This window comes from Microbacterium sp. NPDC008134 (genome assembly GCF_042957055.1).
In the GTDB taxonomy this organism is placed as follows: Bacteria; Actinomycetota; Actinomycetes; order Actinomycetales; family Microbacteriaceae; genus Microbacterium.
The window spans coordinates 34310-51633 of the sequence record NZ_JBIBHO010000004.1 but is presented as its reverse complement, the minus strand read 5'-3'; the positions used below and the strand labels follow the sequence as shown (position 1 = coordinate 51633).

At 69.2% G+C, this 17324-nt stretch carries 16 protein-coding genes; 3 read left to right on the top strand and 13 right to left on the bottom strand.

The features are described 5' to 3' along the window. Window positions 1-22 precede the first annotated feature (22 nt). Window positions 23-490 (bottom strand): GNAT family N-acetyltransferase, encoded by a 468-nt coding sequence (locus ACFY9N_RS15700; RefSeq protein WP_391479760.1) that lies wholly within the window; start codon window positions 488-490, stop codon window positions 23-25. A gap of 128 nt (window positions 491-618) precedes the next feature. On the opposite strand from ACFY9N_RS15700, the gene ACFY9N_RS15695 reads away from it, so the two are divergent. Beyond that, window positions 619-1962: a DUF2252 domain-containing protein gene (locus ACFY9N_RS15695; protein ID WP_391479759.1), complete on the top strand. Its 1344-nt coding sequence runs from the start codon at window positions 619-621 to the stop codon at window positions 1960-1962. A gap of 122 nt (window positions 1963-2084) precedes the next feature. After that, window positions 2085-3377, top strand: a complete 1293-nt coding sequence (locus ACFY9N_RS15690; protein WP_391479758.1) for a glycosyl hydrolase — start codon at window positions 2085-2087, stop codon at window positions 3375-3377. 183 nt (window positions 3378-3560) lie between these two features. Here ACFY9N_RS15690 and ACFY9N_RS15685 read toward each other — a convergent pair whose 3' ends face one another. The 8 genes from ACFY9N_RS15685 to ACFY9N_RS15650 all read right to left on the bottom strand — a co-directional run bounded on the left by ACFY9N_RS15685 (window position 3561) and on the right by ACFY9N_RS15650 (window position 12900). Further along, window positions 3561-5192 carry a fucose isomerase gene (locus tag ACFY9N_RS15685; protein WP_391479756.1) on the bottom strand — a complete coding sequence of 544 codons (1632 nt, stop codon included), beginning with the start codon at window positions 5190-5192 and terminating at the stop codon, window positions 3561-3563. A gap of 23 nt (window positions 5193-5215) precedes the next feature. Continuing rightward, entirely contained in the window at window positions 5216-6721 is a 1506-nt protein-coding gene (locus tag ACFY9N_RS15680) for an FGGY-family carbohydrate kinase (RefSeq protein ID WP_391479755.1), read from the bottom strand. Next, the gene (locus tag ACFY9N_RS15675) at window positions 6718-7887 is read right to left on the bottom strand and encodes a LacI family DNA-binding transcriptional regulator (RefSeq protein ID WP_391479753.1); all 1170 of its coding nucleotides are present in this window, start codon (window positions 7885-7887) and stop codon (window positions 6718-6720) included. Before ACFY9N_RS15675 ends, ACFY9N_RS15680 begins: the two co-directional genes overlap by 4 nt. Window positions 7888-7918: 31 nt before the next feature. Then, entirely contained in the window at window positions 7919-8848 is a 930-nt protein-coding gene (locus tag ACFY9N_RS15670; RefSeq protein ID WP_391479752.1) for a dihydrodipicolinate synthase family protein, read from the bottom strand. After that, complete coding sequence (locus tag ACFY9N_RS15665) at window positions 8842-9675, bottom strand: SDR family oxidoreductase (protein ID WP_391479751.1); 834 nt, start codon at window positions 9673-9675, stop codon at window positions 8842-8844. The genes ACFY9N_RS15670 and ACFY9N_RS15665 overlap by 7 nt, the downstream gene beginning before the upstream one ends. A 29-nt stretch (window positions 9676-9704) precedes the next feature. Next, complete coding sequence (locus ACFY9N_RS15660; RefSeq protein WP_391479750.1) at window positions 9705-10577, bottom strand: carbohydrate ABC transporter permease; 873 nt, start codon at window positions 10575-10577, stop codon at window positions 9705-9707. Next, entirely contained in the window at window positions 10574-11539 is a 966-nt protein-coding gene (locus ACFY9N_RS15655) for a carbohydrate ABC transporter permease (protein WP_391479748.1), read from the bottom strand. Before ACFY9N_RS15655 ends, ACFY9N_RS15660 begins: the two co-directional genes overlap by 4 nt. A 71-nt stretch (window positions 11540-11610) precedes the next feature. After that, window positions 11611-12900, bottom strand: a complete 1290-nt coding sequence (locus ACFY9N_RS15650; RefSeq protein ID WP_391479747.1) for an ABC transporter substrate-binding protein — start codon at window positions 12898-12900, stop codon at window positions 11611-11613. A gap of 217 nt (window positions 12901-13117) precedes the next feature. On the opposite strand from ACFY9N_RS15650, the gene ACFY9N_RS15645 reads away from it, so the two are divergent. Then, window positions 13118-13450 carry a gamma-glutamylcyclotransferase family protein gene (locus tag ACFY9N_RS15645; protein ID WP_391479746.1) on the top strand — a complete coding sequence of 111 codons (333 nt, stop codon included), beginning with the start codon at window positions 13118-13120 and terminating at the stop codon, window positions 13448-13450. Between the two features lie 75 nt (window positions 13451-13525). On the opposite strand, the gene ACFY9N_RS15640 is transcribed toward ACFY9N_RS15645, so the two are convergent. The 4 genes from ACFY9N_RS15640 to ACFY9N_RS15625 form a co-directional block, all read right to left on the bottom strand. Continuing rightward, window positions 13526-13969 carry a DoxX family protein gene (locus ACFY9N_RS15640; protein ID WP_391479745.1) on the bottom strand — a complete coding sequence of 148 codons (444 nt, stop codon included), beginning with the start codon at window positions 13967-13969 and terminating at the stop codon, window positions 13526-13528. A 258-nt stretch (window positions 13970-14227) separates the two neighbouring features. After that, entirely contained in the window at window positions 14228-15097 is an 870-nt protein-coding gene (locus tag ACFY9N_RS15635; protein ID WP_391479743.1) for a dihydrodipicolinate synthase family protein, read from the bottom strand. Next, the gene (locus ACFY9N_RS15630) at window positions 15094-16749 is read right to left on the bottom strand and encodes a tripartite tricarboxylate transporter permease (RefSeq protein ID WP_391479741.1); all 1656 of its coding nucleotides are present in this window, start codon (window positions 16747-16749) and stop codon (window positions 15094-15096) included. Before ACFY9N_RS15630 ends, ACFY9N_RS15635 begins: the two co-directional genes overlap by 4 nt. After that, window positions 16746-17285, bottom strand: a complete 540-nt coding sequence (locus ACFY9N_RS15625; RefSeq protein ID WP_391479740.1) for a tripartite tricarboxylate transporter TctB family protein — start codon at window positions 17283-17285, stop codon at window positions 16746-16748. The genes ACFY9N_RS15630 and ACFY9N_RS15625 overlap by 4 nt, the downstream gene beginning before the upstream one ends. Between the last annotated feature and the right edge of the window lie 39 nt (window positions 17286-17324).

The following is a 17324-nucleotide window of genomic DNA, read 5'->3' as shown; positions in this document are numbered from 1 at the left end:
AGACGCGCCTCCACCGCCCCGCTCAGCGCCCGAGGCGCATGCAGACCAGCGCCGGGCGATCGTCCCACGACGGCACCTGCACGAAACCGCGAGATTCGTACAGACGGATGACGTCGACCCGCCAGTCCCAGACCGACAGGCGCACGTCGCCGACGCCTGTCGCGATCGCCGCGTCGAGCAGCCCCGAGCCCACGCCCCGACCCCGCACCTCGGGCGATGCCCAGAGGCGCTTGATCTCGATGCCCGCGGCATCCGGTCGCAACACCACGACCCCGACGACCTCGCCGTCGAGCTCGGCGACGCACACGGCGCAGTCGGCGTAGGCATCCGCCGGGTCGTCGACCTCGCGGCGGTACGACTCGGGCAGGGCGTCGGATGCCGGCGCCGCACCGTGCGCGACCTTCTCGCTCTCGGTCTGAAGGAGGTAGTCCTCGACGAGGCGCCCGATGGCGACGGCATCCGTCCCTCGGAGGTCGGCTGGGCGGATCACCCCTCAAGTCTCCCACCCGGCTCCCCACTTTCGAATCGCTCACTTTGCAGTTCTGCCGGCCCGGGCACCGAAAAGTAGGCGATTCGAAACCCTCCCACTGACGCCCGCCGGACTGCCACAATGACCCCATGAACCCGGATTGGACGCCCCCGATCACGCGCGACGCGCTGCGCGAACGGGGCGCCGCCTCCCGCAAGCGCACCCCGCGCCGCGCTCTCGCGGCCCTCGCCGTGACGCCGCGCGATCCGCTCGGCATCCTCGACCGGCAGAACCATGACCGCATCCCCGAGCTGGTGCCGTTGCGCGCCGAGCGCATGGCCGCGAGCCCCTTCGCGTTCTACCGCGGTACGGCGGCGCTGATGGCGGCCGACCTCGCGGATGCCCCGCACTCCGGCATCCTCGTCGCATCCTGCGGCGACGCGCACGTGTCGAACTTCGGGTTCTACGCCTCGGCCGAGCGCAGCCTGATGTTCGACCTCAACGACTTCGACGAGGCGGCCTGGGCGCCCTGGGAGTGGGACGTCAAGCGGCTCGCGGCGAGCATCGTCGTCGGTGGGCGCGCCACGGGACGCAGCGATGAGGTCATCGACGAGGCGGTGCGCGCGGCCGTCGCGTCGTACGTCCGCGGCATCCGACGGGCGACGCAGCTCACGCCGACCGCCCGCTACTTCACGCACTTCGACGTGGAGTCCTCGCGCGGGCTGCTCGACCCGGCCGCGCGCAAGGCGATCCGCCGGTCGGTGCGGCAGGCCGAGCGCCGCACCGGCGAGCGCGCCGTACGCCGTTTGACCGAGGCGGATGCCGACGGACGCCGCCGCTTCGTGCACCAGGAGCCCACGACCAGCCCCGTCGGCCCCGAGGTGCACGCGGTCGTGCACGAGCTGGTGCTGCAGTACCGCCGCAACGCAAGCGCCGACGTCACCCTGCTGTTCGAGCACTACGGCGTCAGCGACGTCGCGCGTCGCGTGGTCGGGGTCGGGAGCGTCGGCACGCGCTGCTATCTGGTGCTGTTCCAGGACGGCACGGGCGGCACTCTGCTCATGCAGCCGAAGCAGGCATCGCAGAGCGTGCTCGTGGAGTACGGCCGGGTCGAGCAGCCCGCCGGGCTCCAGCGCGTCATCGCCGAGCATGGCGAGGGCGCACGGGTGGTCGCGATGCAGCGGATCCTGCAGGCGGTGTCAGATCCGTTCCTCGGTCACCTGCGCGGGCCCGCGGCCGACTACTACGTGCGGCAATTCCACGACATGAAGGGCGGGGTCGAGGTCGAGGAGCTCGACGACGGCCCGTTCGTCACCTACGCCCAGGCCTGCGCGGCCGTGATCGCCCGCGCCCACAGTCAGTGCGTCACCGCCACCGAGGTCGCCGGGTACATGGGGGGTGGGCGCGTGGTCGGCGAGGCGATCCTCGACTGGGCCCGCGCCTACGCCGAGGTCTCCCACGCCGACTACCGGGCGTTCTCCGGGGCCCGGTAGCCCCTCCGGGCTCTCGAATCGCTCACTTTGCAGTTTCGGCGGCCCGGAAACGGCAAAGTGAGCGATTCGAAAGCCATCAGGCCGGCCGCAGCCGACGGATGCCGCGTGGCTAGGCTGGACGGATGGACAGTGTCGCCCAGAACAGCCCCCTGCGCTTCGGCGCCAACTACACGCCGCGATCGAAGTGGATGCACGCGTGGATGTCGCTCGACCTCGACGAGGTGCGCCGCGACTTCGCGGCCCTCGCCGACCTCGGCCTCGACCACCTGCGCATCTTCCCGCTGTGGACGGTGCTGCAGCCCAACCGCACGCTGATCCGCGAAGAGGCCGTCGACGACGTGCGCGCGGTGGTCGACGTCGCCGCCGAGTTCGGGCTCGATGCGAGCGTCGACGTGATCCAGGGGCACCTGTCGAGCTTCGACTTCATTCCGTCATGGCTGTTCACCTGGCACGACAAGAACATGTTCACGCACCCCGAGGCCCTCAGCGCGCAGGCCGAACTGGTCACGCGCCTGGGCGAGCGGCTGACGGATGCCCGCAACTTCCTCGGCTTCACGCTCGGCAACGAGACGAACCAGTTCTCGGCGCAGACGCACCCCTCCCCCTGGCCGGTCACCGAGGCCGAAGCCGCGAACTGGATCACGACGCTGCTCGATGCGGCCGAAGCATCCGCTCCCGCGCAGCAGCACGTGCACAGCGAGTACGACGCCGCCTGGTACATGGACGGCCACGGCTTCACCCCCGCGCTGGCCTCACGGCTCGGGGCGATGACCACCGTGCACTCGTGGATCTTCAACGGCACCGCGCAGAAGTACGGCGGGCGGTCGACCGCATCCGATCGTCATGCGGAGTACATGATCGAGCTCGCGCGCGGGTTCGCGACCGATCCGCACAAGCCGATCTGGCTGCAGGAGGTCGGGGCGCCGTCGAACTGCCTCACCCCCGACCAGACGCCCGACTTCCTCGAGGCGACGCTGCGCTCGGTGGCGCGCACCGACGACCTGTGGGGTGTGACGTGGTGGTGCTCGCACGATGTCAGCCGCGAGCTCGCCGACTTCCCCGACCTGGAGTACACGCTCGGGCTCGTCGACCAGAGCGGGGCGGCGAAGCCGATCGGGCGCCGCTTCGCCGAGCTCATCCCCGAGCTGCGCGAGCGTCGCCCCGCGCCGCCGCGCACGCTCGGCATCGTGGTCGAGGTCGACGAGAACGAGACGCCGATCAGCCGCGGGGCGATGAGCCCCGGCGGCTCGATCTTCCAGGCGTGGGTGGATGCGTGCGAGTCCGGCGTCGACCCGGCATTCGTGACGTCGACGGATGCCGACGACGCGGCGCTTCTGGAACGGCGCGGCATCAGCGAACTGGTGCGCCCGGTGGTCGAGCGCACGGCGTACGTGTCGCGCAATACCGAGGTCTGAGCGTCACGGGGCGGGGCCCTTCGACAGGCTCAGGGACCCAGTCGCGGCTCAGGGACCCAGTTGCGGCTCAGGCGCCCAGTTGGCGAGACCAGCCCTGGGTCGCTGAGCCTGTCGAAGCGTCGCAGGGCGGCACAGCAGAGGGGCGGATGCCGAAGCATCCGCCCCTCGCCCCCTCCGGGGTTCTCAGACCGCGACGTCGCCGACGAGGTTGACCTTGATGCCCATGCCCGCGAACATCGCCGCCTTGGCGATGAGCGCCTTGTCGGCGGTCTCGGCGTCGGGCGCGTAGACCGTCTGGGCGTGGTTGGCCTTGTGGCGGGCCATGAACTGGTCGCGCGAGACGCCGTGCAGCACGACGTGGGCGATCGGCCACTCGGGGTTGGTGGCGTCCTTGCGGCGCTGGGTCTCTTCCGCGGGCAGCTCGACGACGGATGCCCGGAAGATGTCGGCCTGCAGGATGCCATCGGCGATGAACACGCGCGACAGCACGAGCTCGCCCGGCTTCGAGACGCCGTTGATCGTGGCGCCGCCCGCAGGGAAGAACACGTGACCCTGACGCCACCCTTCGGCGTTCTGCCATCCGCCGAGGTGCGAGGCGGGCACCGAGCCCGAGATCTCGTACACCCACACGAACTGGCCGTCGTAGTCCTCACCCCAGCGCACGTCGTGCAGGGTGTTGTCGGGCACGAGGCCCATCGCGCGCCACACCCGGTCGGTCACGAGCGCGTCGACCGCGACGCCCTCGTCGGCCTCGTTGAAGTGCGGGAACGCGCGGCCCTCGTGCAGCACGCGCGAGCCGTCGCGCGAGGTGACCGGCGGGCGCTCGGTGGAGTTCAGGATGCCTTCGGCCAGGTCGGATGCCGGCACCAGATCCTTCAGCCCCTGCTGGTACTGGATGCCGACCGCGTCGAGGCCGAAGTCGTCGGCGATGCGGAGCGCGGCGATGTACATCTTGAGCTGCCACTGCACCTGCTCGCGGGTGAGCTCGGTGGCGGCATCCTCACCGTAGACGAAGGTCATGCCCGCGTCGATGAGCCAGTCGTAAGCGCCGTTCGCCTCATCTTCGGTGACCTCGAGCATCTCGGCGTAGAGGGCCGACTGCGAGAGGCGCTCCTTGTAGATGCCGGTCTGGTTGAGCAGTTCGTCGTCGAAGATGGCGTTGTACATGCCCATGCAGCCCTCGTCGAAGACGCCGATGATGGCCTTCTCGGCGAGCAGTTCGGCGGCGAGCGCCTCGCCGAGCTGCTTCTCGGGGCTGTCGGGCAGCTCGGGCAGCGGGCGCACGTGCGAGGCGTCGTGGGTGATGGCACCGGTCTCGGTCCACTCCTTGATGCCCGCCTTGAACCACTCGTCGGTGAAGTCGACCGACCAGATCGAGGCGTAGGGCTTGTCCATCTTGGTGAGTCCGGCGTTGAGGCCGAGCAGGCCGACGAGGCCGGGCCAGTCGCCCGCGAAGTTCGCGACCGTGAGGATCGGGCCCTGGTGCGTGCGGAGCCCGGCGAGCACGTGGTGCGAGTACTGCCAGACGGCCTCGGCGACGATGAGCGGAGCATCCGTCGGGATGTTCTTGAACACCTCGAGACCCATGCGCTGGCTCGAGATGAAGCCATGGCCGGTGGCGGGGTCGACCTCGTTGGCGCGGATCACGGTCCAGCCGAGGTCGTTGAAGACGCCGGTGACGCCCGCTTCGAGCTCGACCTGCACGGGCCAGCCGCCCGTGTTGGCGGCCTCGCGCAGGTCGCCGGAGGCGATCAGGTACGCGGTCTTCGGGGCGGATGCCGGGCGGGATGCCGGGGTCGGCAGGGTGTATGTCATGGTTCCTCCGAGGTGTGGGGTCTTCAGTGGGTGGCGCCGCGCTGCTCGGCGGCGAGTTCGTGGACGACGTCTTCGGTTCCGGCGTACAGGCGCACGTACCGGTCGAAGAGAGTGTCGTAGGTCCCGCGCAGATCGGCGTTCGGAGCGATGGTCTCGGTCACCGGGTTCCAGTCGGTGATGAGCGGAGCCTCGTCGGCGGTGGCCACCGCGGCGAGGAAGGCCGCGCCGTAGCTCGCGCCGATCGTGGTCGCCGGAACCTCCTGCACGAGGCCGGTGACGTCGGAGACGACCTGGAGCCAAAGCCGCCCCTGTGTGCCACCGCCGACCGCGACGATGCGGCGGATGTCGGCACCCGCCGCGCGCATCGTCTCGACGTTGTGCCGCACGCCGAGCGCCGTCGCCTCGAGGGCCGCGCGATAGAGGTCGCCGCGCGTGTGCTCGAGGGTGAGTCCGGCGATCACGCCGCGGGCGTCGGGATCCTGGATCGGGGTGCGCTCCCCCGCGAAGTACGGCAGCACGAGCAGGCCGCGGGCACCGGCCCCGGATGCCTCGGCCTCGGCGAGGAGCTGCGGGTAGTCGGCATCCGTCAGGTCCTTGAGCCACGCGGTCAGCGCGCCCGAGGTCGACAGCCCGCCGGCGAGGTTGCGGGTGCCGGGGAAGGCCCCGGCCGTGGTCCACATCGACGGGGTGCGGAGGGTGTCTTCGCCCGTCGCCACCAGGAACATCGTCGTGCCGTACATGAGCATGAGGTCGCCGACCTCGTGCGCGCCGACGCTGACCGCCTCGGTCCAGGCGTCGATGGTGCCGGTGATGACGGGAGTGCCGGCCGGGATGCCGGTGATCTCGGATGCCTGCGCCGTCACCGTTCCGGCGATATCGCCCGCCCAGGCGAGGCGCGGCTGCACGATCGCGGTCGCGTAGCGACCCCAGAAGGGTGCGTGCCAACGCTCGTTCTCGATGTCGTAGAGCGGCGACACCTGGCTGGCCGACTGGTGGTCGAGCACGTACGCACCGGTGAGCTTGCGGGCGAGCCACGACGCCGGCATGAAGAGGCGGCGGGCGCGCGCCCAGGCATCCGGTTCTTCCTCGGCGATCCAGGCGATCTTCGGGCCGCCGGCCTGTGAGGTGAGCACCGACCCGCCGACGCGGGTGATCTCGTCGATGCCGAGGTCGGCGGTGATGCGCTCGATCTGCGCGGTCGCGCGGGTGTCGACGCCGTAGAGGATCGCCGGGCGCACGGGCTCATCGTTCTCGTCGGCGAGCAGGATGCACGGGCCCATGCCGCTCACGCCGACGGCGGTGACCTCGACGTCGGGCTGCGCGGCGAGGAGTTCGCGGGCGATCTCGGCGAACTCGGTCCACCAGATCGCGGCATCCATCTCGACCCACCCGATGCGGGGACGCGAGACGTCGTGGGCGCGGGTGGCGGTGGCGAGGATCGTGCCGTCTTCGCTGGCGAGCACGCCCTTGGTGCTCGATGTGCCGACGTCGACCCCGAGGGTGCAGCGCATGTGGTCCTCCTTGATCACGCTGGGTTCAGCGTATCTGAAATCGATTTCAGATCGCAAGCAGGAATCGTGGTTGCGTAGTCAGATCGCGTCACCCGGCCCTGGGTTGCTGAGCCTGTCGAAGCATCACGGGGCGGCCCTTCGTCTCGCTTCGCTCGCTCAGGAACCGGGGTCTGTGGGGGCGCCGCCCGCCGGAGGGGCGCCGTCCGGGGGGGGGGCGCGTGCTGGGTCTCGCCGCGCAGCACCACGGTGCGGGCGGGCTGAGCATCGCCCGCGATGCGCTCGAGCAACATCCGCGCGGCCGTCACCCCCATGTGCCGCGCGGGCAGGCGCACGAGACTCACGGCCGTCGGCGACAGCGTCGTGAACGGCAGCGAACCGACCACCGAGACACCGAAGGCGGGAGGCGTGAGACCGCGCTCGGTGAGCACCTGGATCGCGCCGACGCCGATGAGGTTGTTGCCGGCGACGACGGCATCCGGCGGCTCGGGCAGAGCCAGCAGCTCCTCCATCGCCGCGCGCGCCCCGTCGACCCGGAACGTCGCGAACCTCTGCAGAGCCGCGATGTCGGCTTCGCGCCCGACATCCGTCAGCGCCTGCCGCCACCCGGCCGCGCGGTCGGCGGCGGTGTCGATGTCTTCCGGACCGCCGATGTAGGCGATACGGCGGTACCCGGCGGCGATCAGCGACTCGGTCGCCGCGATCGCCGCTTCCCGGTTGGCCATCACGACGCCGTCGAGATCGTAGCGGGTCGCACGGTCGACCGCGACGACAGGACGGCCCGTCGACAGGATGCTGTCGAGCGAAGTCGCCGGCGACGCCGTCGCGATGATGACGCCCGCCATGTGCTCGGCGACGGCGATCTGCAGGTACGTCGCCTCCTTCTCGAGCTGCGAGTCGGAGTTGCACAGCACGACCGAGTAGCCGGCCTCGCTCGCGACGTCCTCGACACCGCGCGCCATCTCGGTGAAGTAGGGGTTCTCGATGTCGGGGATGACGAGCGCGATCACCTCGGCACTCTGGCGGCGCAGCGTGCGGGCGGCGCGGTTGGGCGTGAAGTTCAGCTCGGCGGCGGCGGCGCGCACCGCATCGACCTTCTCGGGCGAGACCTTCGTGCCGTTGAACACCCGCGAGACGGTCGCCGGTGACACTCCGGCGCGCGAAGCGACGTCGTAGATCGTGGTCATGTTCCGCCCTCTGCTGCCCGGATGCTTCACCCTATCGCCGGTCGAACGAATCCTCCTCGGCGGTGGTCGCGATGTGCTGCTGCAGGCGCGCGTGGACGGCGTCGAGACGCGTGCGATCCTCGTCGGCGAGCGCGGGCAGGGGCGAGCGGCAGTCGCCGAGCGACAGATCGGATGCTTTGCCCCCGAGATACTTCGCGGCACCGAAGACGCCGACCTCGACCATCGCCTCGACCGTGTCGTTGATGCGCACCTGCACCGCGCGGGCCCCCGCGAGATCGCTCGCCTCGAACCGGCGTCGCAGCGACAGGAACAGGTCGATCTGCAGCGCGACGGTGGTGCCGATCGCCCCGCGCGCCCCGATCGACAGCGCGGGCAGGTAGAACTCGTCGAACCCGTTGATGAGGGTCTGCTGCGGGTACCGGTGCAGGATGCGCTCGGCGCCGTAGAGGTTGCGCGAGGTGTGCTTCACGCCGATGACCTGCGGCAGTGCCAGCAGCTCGTCGAAGCCGCCCTCCGAGATGTCGCGGCCGGTGAACTGCGGGATGTTGTAGAGCACGAATGGCAGGTCCACGGCGTCGATCACGGTGCGGAAGTGCCGCACGACATCAGCCGTCGAGTAACCGTAGTAGAGCGGCGGGATCATCGAGATCGCACCGACCCCGGCATCCTTCGCGGCGGCCGCGATGCGCACCGCCTCCCCCGTCGACATCGCACCGACGTGCGAGACGACCGGCACGCGCCCGACGGCGGCAGCGACGGCGGTCTCGGCCACGGCGATGCGCTCGGCCTCCGACAGCAGGACGCCCTCGCCCGATGATCCGCACACGTACACGCCCTCGACGCCGCGGCGGATGTCACCGTCGAGCATCGCGGCGAGCGCGTCGTGGTCGACGCTCTCGTCGGCGCGCATCGGGGTGACGGCCGCCATGAAGAGCCGCGTTCCCAGCAGGTCGTTCACCATGCGGTCCACCCTCCGTCGACGACCACGTTCGATCCGGTCATGTAGGTCGAGGCATCCGACGCCAGGAACACCAGGGCGCCGTTGAACTCGTTCGCCTCAGCCATGCGACCGATCGGCATGCGCGCGGTGTAGTTCGCCTGGAACGTCGCGTCCTGCGTATCGCGCCGCACGCCCGAGGGCGTGAGGGTGTTGACGCGGATGCCGGCACGACCCCAGTACGTCGCGCAGTAGCGGGTGAGGTTGTAGAGCCCCGACTTCGCGGCCGAGTAGGCGACCGGCTTGATGAACGGGATGCCGGTCTGCTCCTCTTTGTAGGCGTAGATGTCCTGCACCGGCGAGACCATGCCGTAGATCGACCCGACGTTGACGATCGATCCGCCGAGTCCGGCATCGCGCATCCGACGTCCGGCGGCCTGGGTGACGAGGAACGTGCCGACGAGATTCGTGTCGACGACCTCGCGGAACACCTCGGCGGGGAACTTCTCGAACGGGCCCGAGACCTCCGGCGGCGCGCTGGGCTGGGTGTCGAGTCCGGCGTTGTTGACGACGACGGTCGGCACTCCCCAGGTCTCCACGACCCGGTCGAATCCGGCATCCACGCTCTGCTGATCGGTGATGTCCATCGCGACGGCGAGCAGACGCCCCTCGGGGTCGGCGATGCCGAGCTCTGCCGACGGATCGGCGATCTCGCGACGGGAGGTCACGGCCACGCGCGCACCGCGCCCGTGCAGTTCGCGCACGAACTCCGCGCCGATCTGGCCGAAGCCGCCGGTGACGACCACCACCTTGTCGCGCACCGAGAACAGCGGATCGATTCCTTCAGACATGTCTTTCGATACTCCAGGTTGCAGGGCGCTCAGCCCTTGACGGATCCGGCGGTCAGGCCCGACACGATGCCGCGCTGCGCCCACAGGAAGAAGATGATGGCGGGCAGGGCGAACAGCAGCGCGCAGAACATCACGACGTTCATCGGTGTGTAGAACTGGCCGAGGAACGACGACAGCCCCACGGATGCCGGCCACAGATCGCTCGACGAGATGAACGTGTTCGCGAACATGAACTCGTTCCAGCCGTCGAAGAACGCGATGACCGACGCGGCTGCGATGCTCGGCATGATCAGCGGCAGCACGATCGTGGTCAGGATGCGCAGGCGGGAGCATCCGTCGATGCGCGCCGACTCTTCGATCTCGTAGGGGATCTTGTCGATGCCGCTCTTGATGATGAACATGGCGACCGGCATCACGAACGCGGTGTCGGCGAGCACCAGGCCCCAGTGGCTGTTGAGCAGCCCAGCCCCGGCGAAGATCGCGTACAGCGGCACGATGATGAGCGCTTCGGGCAGCATCTGGGTGCTGAAGAAGATGAACCCGGCGACGCCGCGACCGTGGAACTTGTAGCGGCTGAGCGCGTAGGCGGCCATGGTCGCCAGCACGAGACTGAGGATCGTGGTGCCCGCGGCGATCACGAACGAGTTGCCGAGCCAGCGGAAGATCGGGATGTCGGCGAGGAACCCGCCCCACTGCCCGATGTTCTGCACCTCGGGAACGAGCGGCTGGGATCCGCCGTAGAGGGATGCCTCTGTTCCGAGCGAGGTCGACAGCATCCAGTACACGGGGAAGCCGGCGAACACGACGAGCAGCGTGATGAGCGCGGCCTTGCCGAGGCTGCCGAACTTGGCGGTGACGCCCCGACGGCGCGGGAGGTCGGTGGGAATGCGCACGGTGGTCATCGCTGGCTCTCCTGACGTTCCTGGATCTGCTCGACGACGAAGTACACGACCGTGACCAACAGCGACAGCACGAGGCCGAGGGCGCCGATCGCGGCGGCCCGCCCGAGGTTCTGGTCCTGGAAGGCGGTGCGGTAGACGTTCACCACGAGCGTGTTGGTGACATCGAGCGGTCCGCCGCCGGTGATGAGGAAGATGATCTCGAATCGCCGGATCGACCAGATCGTCATGAGCAGCGTGATGACTCGGACGGTCGGCATGATGTGCGGGAGAGTTACGGCGCGGAACGACTGGAAGCGCGTCGCCCCGTCGACCCAGGTCGCCTCGCGCAACTCGTGCGGCACGCTCTGCAGTGCGCTCAGCATCACGAGCATGACGAGCGGGGTGAGCTTCCAGACCGTGGCGAGCGTGACGGCGAAGAGCCCGTACTGCGGATCGACCAGCCAGCCGTGCTGCCCGAGACCCAGCGCGCTGGTCGTGCGGTTCAGGATGCCCTGCTCGTTGTTGTAGATCCACACGAAGATGAGGGCGGCGGCGACCGTCGGCACGGCCCATGGGATCGTCGCGATGGCGCGGATGATGCCGCGCCCCTTGAATGCGGTGTTCAGCAGCAGGGCGCCGGCGGTGCCGATCGCGACCGAGAACACGACGGTGAAGAGCGTGTAGAGCAAGGTGGTGGCGACCGACGACCAGAACTTGTCGCTCGAGAGCAGGTACTCGTAGTTCTCGAGGCCGACCGGCCGACCGCCCGCGGGGTTGACGAGCTTCGTCGCGGTGAACGACAGCAGCACGCCGCGGATCAGCGGGAAGACCGTGAAGATCGCCAGGTACGCGATCGCCGGGAAGAGGAAGAGGTAGGCGCCGTTGCGCTCGATGAAGCGCGAGATCGCGCCGCTGTCGCGGCGTCGCCTCGGCGGCGAGGCAGGGGGCGCCGTCTGCGGCGCCTCGAGCGTGGGGGTGGCCATGGCCGGTGTCCTTTCGGGTGTGCCTGACGGGCCGGGGAGCGGGTGGAACATCCGCCCGCTCCCCGGGATGCTCAGCCGAGTTCGGCCTCGAGGGCTTCCTGCACCTCGGCGAGCTTGGCCTTCACGTCGCCGCCGTTGACCCGGAGGTCTTCGACCGCGGTGAGCACCTCGCGCCAGATGACCTTGCTCTCGGTCTCGAAGCCTTCGACGAGGGTCGACTTCGAGGTCTTGGCGGCCTCGAGGAACTGGGTGGCCCAGGGGTTCTCCTCGAGGAAGGCGGCGTCGGGCTCGACGTCGGTCGCCATGGCGGAGGCTCCGAGGCCGGCGCGGATCGCGGTCTGACCCTCTTCGCCGAGCACCCAGCGCACGAAGTCCTTCGCGGCCTCCTTGTTGTCGCTGTTCGCGTTGACGGCGATGATCAGCTGCGAGTTCGAGCCGGGGTTCGCGAGCGGCAGCGGGGCGGCGCCCATGTTCTGCCCGTTCACGGCGTTGTCGGGGTTGCTCGTGATCGTCGTTGCGACGCCCGAGTTCTCGAACAGCATCCCGACCTGGCCCTGGCCGAACTTCGCGCGGAACGTCGACGCGTCGTCGCCGATGGGTGCGACGCCCGAGGCGAAGGTCTCGAGGAACGCCTCGACGGCCTCGATGTTCTCGGCCTTGTCGATCGTGAGCTTCTCGCCGTCGCTGAGCTCGCCGCCGAATCCGTAGATCCAGTTGGCCATCTCGAGCGTCCAGCCGTCGATCTCGGCGGTCTGGTGACGGCCCGCCCAACCGGCGATGCCCAGCTCGTCCTTGATCGTCTGCGCGGTGGTGAGGAACTCCTCGAACGTGGTCGGGGCCTCGAGGCCCAGCTCCGCGAAGATGTCCTTGTTGTAGATGACGGTGCTGTACGTCGGGCGCTCCCAGTTGAAGCCGTACTGCCCGCCGTCGAAGACGCCCGCCTCGTTCGTGTTGTTGAGGTCGTCGCCGAGCTCGTCGGCGATGTCGTCGAGGGGCTCGAGCACGCCGGCATCCACCAGCGAGGCGAACTGGCTGTCCTGCAGCACCATGACGTCGGGGCCGCCGCCGGCGCCGAGCTCGGTGCTCAGCTTGTCGGCGTAGTTCGCGAACGGGATCTCGACCTTGGTGAGCTCGATGTCGTCGTTCGGTCCGGTGTATCCCTTGACGGCGTCCCAGATGATGGGGCCTTTGCCGTCTTCGAGGAACTGCCAGTTCGAGAACGTCAGCTCTCCTCCGGCGCTTCCGGCATCGCTCTCTCCGCTCGACGCGCAGCCCGCGAGGGCGATCGCGCCGACGGCGACGAGGCCGGTGATCCGCAGCGCACGCGCGCGGTGGGACGGGTGTACGGGGTTCGACTTCACTGTTCACTCCTTTGGCCAGCAAGTTCTCTGCGACGGTGCAGCCGACTTCTCGCCCGGGTGCGTGAAATCGGTTTCACAAAGATAACTTCGTAGTCTTCGTGATGTCAAGCGTAAAATGGTTACGCAACCGCATTAGCTTTCGAATCGCTTGCTTTTCGGTTTCCGAGGTGCGCGAACGACGAAGTGAGCGATTCGAATCGCTCGATACGCTGAGACGATGCGCCGCGTCTTCTCCTACGGAACCCTTCGGCAGCCGGGCGTACAGCGCGCGCTGTACGGACGCGAGGTCGTGACGACCGACGATTCGCTCCCGGGATTCCGGTTCGACTGGGTCACGATCACGGATGCCGCGGTCATCGCCACGAGCGGATCCGACCGGCATCCGATCCTCCACCCCGGCGCGCCGACGGATGCCGTCGCCGGCGCGTTCCTCGAACTCGACGACGCCGAACTCGCCGCGACCGACGCCTACGAGGTCGCCGACTACGCGCGCCGTGAGGTCTCGCTCGCCTCCGGCGTCACGGCGTGGGTGTACGTCGCGGCCGGCTAACCGTCCGCGGGGAATGCAGAACGACGGATGCCGCGGGGCTGAGCCCCGTGGCATCCGTCGTTCTGCGATCCGGACTCAGGCGAGCCAGGCCGGGGCGCGCCCGCGGAGCACGCCGCGGTCGACCGAGAAGCGCCCGGCGCCCGTGAAGGCGATCGCCAGCGCGGAAGCACCGAGCAGGGCGACGAACTCGTATCCGCCCTCACCGACCCAGAACCCGGCGGGCAGGTGCACCAGCACGAGCGCCACGACCATGTCGATCGCGAGCAGCACGCCGGCGAGGCGCGTGAAGAGACCGAGCACGAGCATCGCCCCGCCGATCAGTTCGAGGAAGGCGACGAACGGAGCCGCGACCTCGGGCAGCGGCACGCCCATCCCGGCGAAGCTCTGGGTGGTGCCGGCGAGCGTGTATTCGAAGATCTTCTGCGCGCCGTGAGCGAAGAAGATGCCGCCGACGACGACGCGGAGGACGAGGAGTCCCCAGGCCGTGGCGGCGGAGTTGTGGGCGGTGGTGTTCGTCATGAGGGAGCCTTCCTTCGTGGCAGGACACCGCGCGCCAGGCGCGGAGCGGGCGGGGGAACCCGCCTTCGACGCTAGGAAGGCCACCTTTCGGTTTCCTGTGGGCGGGGCCCCGTGGAGACTGGGGCGCCGAGCACGGGGCGGGGCCCTTCGACAGGCTCAGGGACCCAGAACCGAGTTTGGGTCGCTGAGCACGAGACTGGGTCGCTGAGCTCGAGACTGGGTCGCTGAGCTTGTCGAAGCGTCCCTCCCCGAGGAACCTCAGCGGTGCGCGGCGACGACCTCGGCGACGGCGGTGCGCTCGGCATCCGTGGGCTCCGCGATCGCCATGCGGCAGTAGGCGTCGACCACGTTCAGCACGCGGTACGCCTCCTTCATGCGCGCCATGTCGCCGCCGATCAGCGACACCACGTCGTCGACCGCGGTCTGCGCGGCGGCGATCGCTGCGGCATCCCCCGAGCGCCCGGCATCCGCCAGCGCGCGGAAGGGCTTCGGCGTCACCGACGAGACACCCGAGACCACACCCTGCGCACCCGCGCCGACGGCGGCGATCAGGTCGCGGTCGGCTCCGGTGTAGAGGTCGAAGTCGGCGGGCACGACGGCGCGGTAGGCCGCGATCTGCTCGAGCGTCAGCTCACTGAGCTTCGCCCCCACGATGTTCGGCAGCGCCGCGAGGCGCACAAGCAACTCGGGCGAGACGGGGTTGCCACTGCGCGCCGGGTAGATGTACACGTACAGGCGCCCGTCGCCGACGGCATCCGACACCGCCTGGAAGTAGTCGAAGATCGCGTCGTCGGTCGACTTCAGGTAGTACGGCGTGAGGGCGGCGAACTCGGTCGCTCCGAGCCCGCGGGCGATCTCGACCAGGCGCACCGCCTCGAAGGTGCTGGGCTGGCCGACGTGCACGATCACGCGCATGGTGTCGGCGAGCTCGGAGATCGCCGCGCCGACCAGCGCGCGGAACTCTTCGACGTCGACCGCGGGGAACTCCCCCGTCGTGCCGAGGATGAACGCGCCCTCGTTGCCCGACTGCCCGACGAAGCGGAAGATCGCGCGCGACCCCTCCAGGTCGAGGCTGCCGTCGCGGTGGAACGCGGTGGGGACGGCGGTCAGGATGTCGTAGCGGGTCACTTCTCGTTCTCCTTGGAGTTCTTGCGCGCCTTGCGGAGCGCGCGGGGGGATGTGTCGACGTTGCGCACGGTCGACGTGAGCAGGTCGGGGTTCGCGGCGAGTTCGTCGTGCGCCTTCTCGATCTGCTCGACGCTTTCGTCGTCGAGGATCGAGTCCTCCAGCGACTTCCGCTCGCCGCGCGGCTTGCGGGCGGCGCGGATCGCGGGCATCACGATCGAGAGCACGGCGAGGGCGAGCAGCACGATCGCGATCGGGCTGACGACCTCGAAGAACGGGCGGGTCGGGAGGATCGCCAGGGTGCGGGCGAGGTTCTCCTCGGCGAGCGGACCGAGCAGCAGGCCGAGAACGACGGGGCCGGCCGGCACCTGCATGCGCTTGAGCAGCACGCCGATCACTCCGAAGACGAGCATCGTGACGACGGTCGAGAGGCTGTTCGAGGTCGCGTAGGTGCCGATGATGCAGAAGATCAGGATGCCGCTCCACAGGTACGGTTGCGGCACGTCGAGTAGCTTCACCATGCCCTTCATGCGCACGAGGCTGAGCGCGAGCGAGAGGAGGGTCGCCACAAGCATGATGCCGACGATCGAGACGACGAGATCGGGGCGGTTGGTGAACAGCGTCGGGCCGGGGGTGATGCCCCAGATGATCATCGAACCGATCATGACCGCCATGACGGAGTCGCCGGGGATGCCGAGCGCCATCGTGGTGGTGAGCGATCCGCCGAGCGTAGCGCTGGAGGCGGTGTCGGATGCCGCGACGCCCTCGATCGACCCCTTGCCGAACATCTCGGGATGCTTCGACACCTTGCGCGCGCGCTCCCATCCGATGAGGCCCGCGATGTCGCCACCGGCGGCCGGGATGAGTCCGACGCCGAGGCCGACGGCCCCGCCGACAGCGGTGGCGCGGCCGGACTGCTTCAGCTCCTTGCGGTTCGGCCACCAGCGGCCGAGGCTCGAGATGGGGCGCACGTTCGACTTCTTGTACGTGAGCAGTTGGTCGAACAGCTCGGCGATACCGAAGAGGCCGATGATCACGGCGATGAAGTTGACGCCCTCGACGAGCTCGAGAATGCCGAAGGTGAAGCGCTGGTCGGCGGTCGCGGCGTAGGTGCCGACGCTGCCGAGCATGAGTCCGAAGAGTCCGGCGAGGATGCCCTTGAGCATCGACTTCGACGAGATGCCGATCATGATCGAGATGCCGAAGACGACGAGCGCGAACAGCTCGGGCGACTTGAAGTAGTCGCGGGCGAAGCTGGCGATCGGCACGGCCGCGACCGAGAACAGCACGAGCGAGGCGAGGATGCCGACGGCCGAGACGATCGCCGAGATCGTGAGCGCGAGTCCGGCCCTGCCCTGCTTCGCCATCGGATACCCGTCGAGGGTGGTGGCGATGGATGCCGGGGTACCCGGGGTGTTGATGAGGATCGACGGCACGCGGTCGCCGAAGTTGGCGGCGACATAGATCGTCAGCAGCACCGCAAGGCCCTGCACGGGCTCGAGGGTCATCGTGAAGCCGGCGGCGAGGGCGACGGCCATGGTCGCGGTGATGCCGGGGAATGCTCCGACCATGAAGCCGAGCACGAGGCCGACGCCCATGTAGAGCAGGATCGAGATGTCGAGGAGCGAGTTCAGCCCCTCCATGAGCGCGTTCACAGGGGAATCCTCAGGAGCATCCCGAACACGACGTAGACGAACGCCGTGACGGAGGCGGAGTAGATGACGAGGCTCAGCCACCGACGGTGGCCGTAGAGGAGCATGAGGGCGGCCATCAGCAGGGCGGCCGCGACCGGGAACACCTCGATGCGGTAGCCGAACAGGATGACGGTGCCGAGCGACCAGAGGGCGATGAAGGCTCCGGTGATCGCGAGGGTGGCGATGACGCGCAGGTAGCCGCCGGGCTGGATGCGCTCGAGGTCTTCGCGGGTGGGCGCCGGTCGGGTGAGGGCGATGGCGAGGATCGCGATCGCGATGACCACGCCGGTGACGCCGATGACCATGGGCCAGAAGCGGGCGTCGATCTGGCCGGGGGCGGCCTCGCGGCGCAGTGGGATCTGCGTGGCGAGGAAGACGTAGCCCGCGGTGAAGGCGAGGGCCACGACGCCGAACGCGATCTCGAGGCCGCGCGACGCGGGGGCTCCCTCGTACTCGTCGGTCGCGGCCGACTCAGCGGCGATGTCGGGAGTCGACATGGGGTTCTCCTTCGTTGGAGGGGTGCGCTGCGGGGCCGA

Bases quoted from the DNA above. Each gene is read 5' to 3' on its own strand.
- ACFY9N_RS15625 (WP_391479740.1), bottom strand. From the start codon at position 17,285: ATGTCGACTCCCGACATCGCCGCTGAGTCGGCCGCGACCGACGAGTAC.
- ACFY9N_RS15660 (WP_391479750.1), bottom strand. From the start codon at position 10,577: ATGACCACCGTGCGCATTCCCACCGACCTCCCGCGCCGTCGGGGCGTC.
- ACFY9N_RS15670 (WP_391479752.1), bottom strand. From the start codon at position 8,848: ATGGTGAACGACCTGCTGGGAACGCGGCTCTTCATGGCGGCCGTCACC.
- ACFY9N_RS15655 (WP_391479748.1), bottom strand. From the start codon at position 11,539: ATGGCCACCCCCACGCTCGAGGCGCCGCAGACGGCGCCCCCTGCCTCG.
- ACFY9N_RS15665 (WP_391479751.1), bottom strand. From the start codon at position 9,675: ATGTCTGAAGGAATCGATCCGCTGTTCTCGGTGCGCGACAAGGTGGTG.
- ACFY9N_RS15695 (WP_391479759.1), top strand. From the start codon at position 619: ATGAACCCGGATTGGACGCCCCCGATCACGCGCGACGCGCTGCGCGAA.
- ACFY9N_RS15645 (WP_391479746.1), top strand. From the start codon at position 13,118: ATGCGCCGCGTCTTCTCCTACGGAACCCTTCGGCAGCCGGGCGTACAG.
- ACFY9N_RS15675 (WP_391479753.1), bottom strand. From the start codon at position 7,887: ATGACCACGATCTACGACGTCGCTTCGCGCGCCGGAGTGTCACCGGCG.
- ACFY9N_RS15685 (WP_391479756.1), bottom strand. From the start codon at position 5,192: ATGACATACACCCTGCCGACCCCGGCATCCCGCCCGGCATCCGCCCCG.
- ACFY9N_RS15690 (WP_391479758.1), top strand. From the start codon at position 2,085: ATGGACAGTGTCGCCCAGAACAGCCCCCTGCGCTTCGGCGCCAACTAC.
- ACFY9N_RS15640 (WP_391479745.1), bottom strand. From the start codon at position 13,969: ATGACGAACACCACCGCCCACAACTCCGCCGCCACGGCCTGGGGACTC.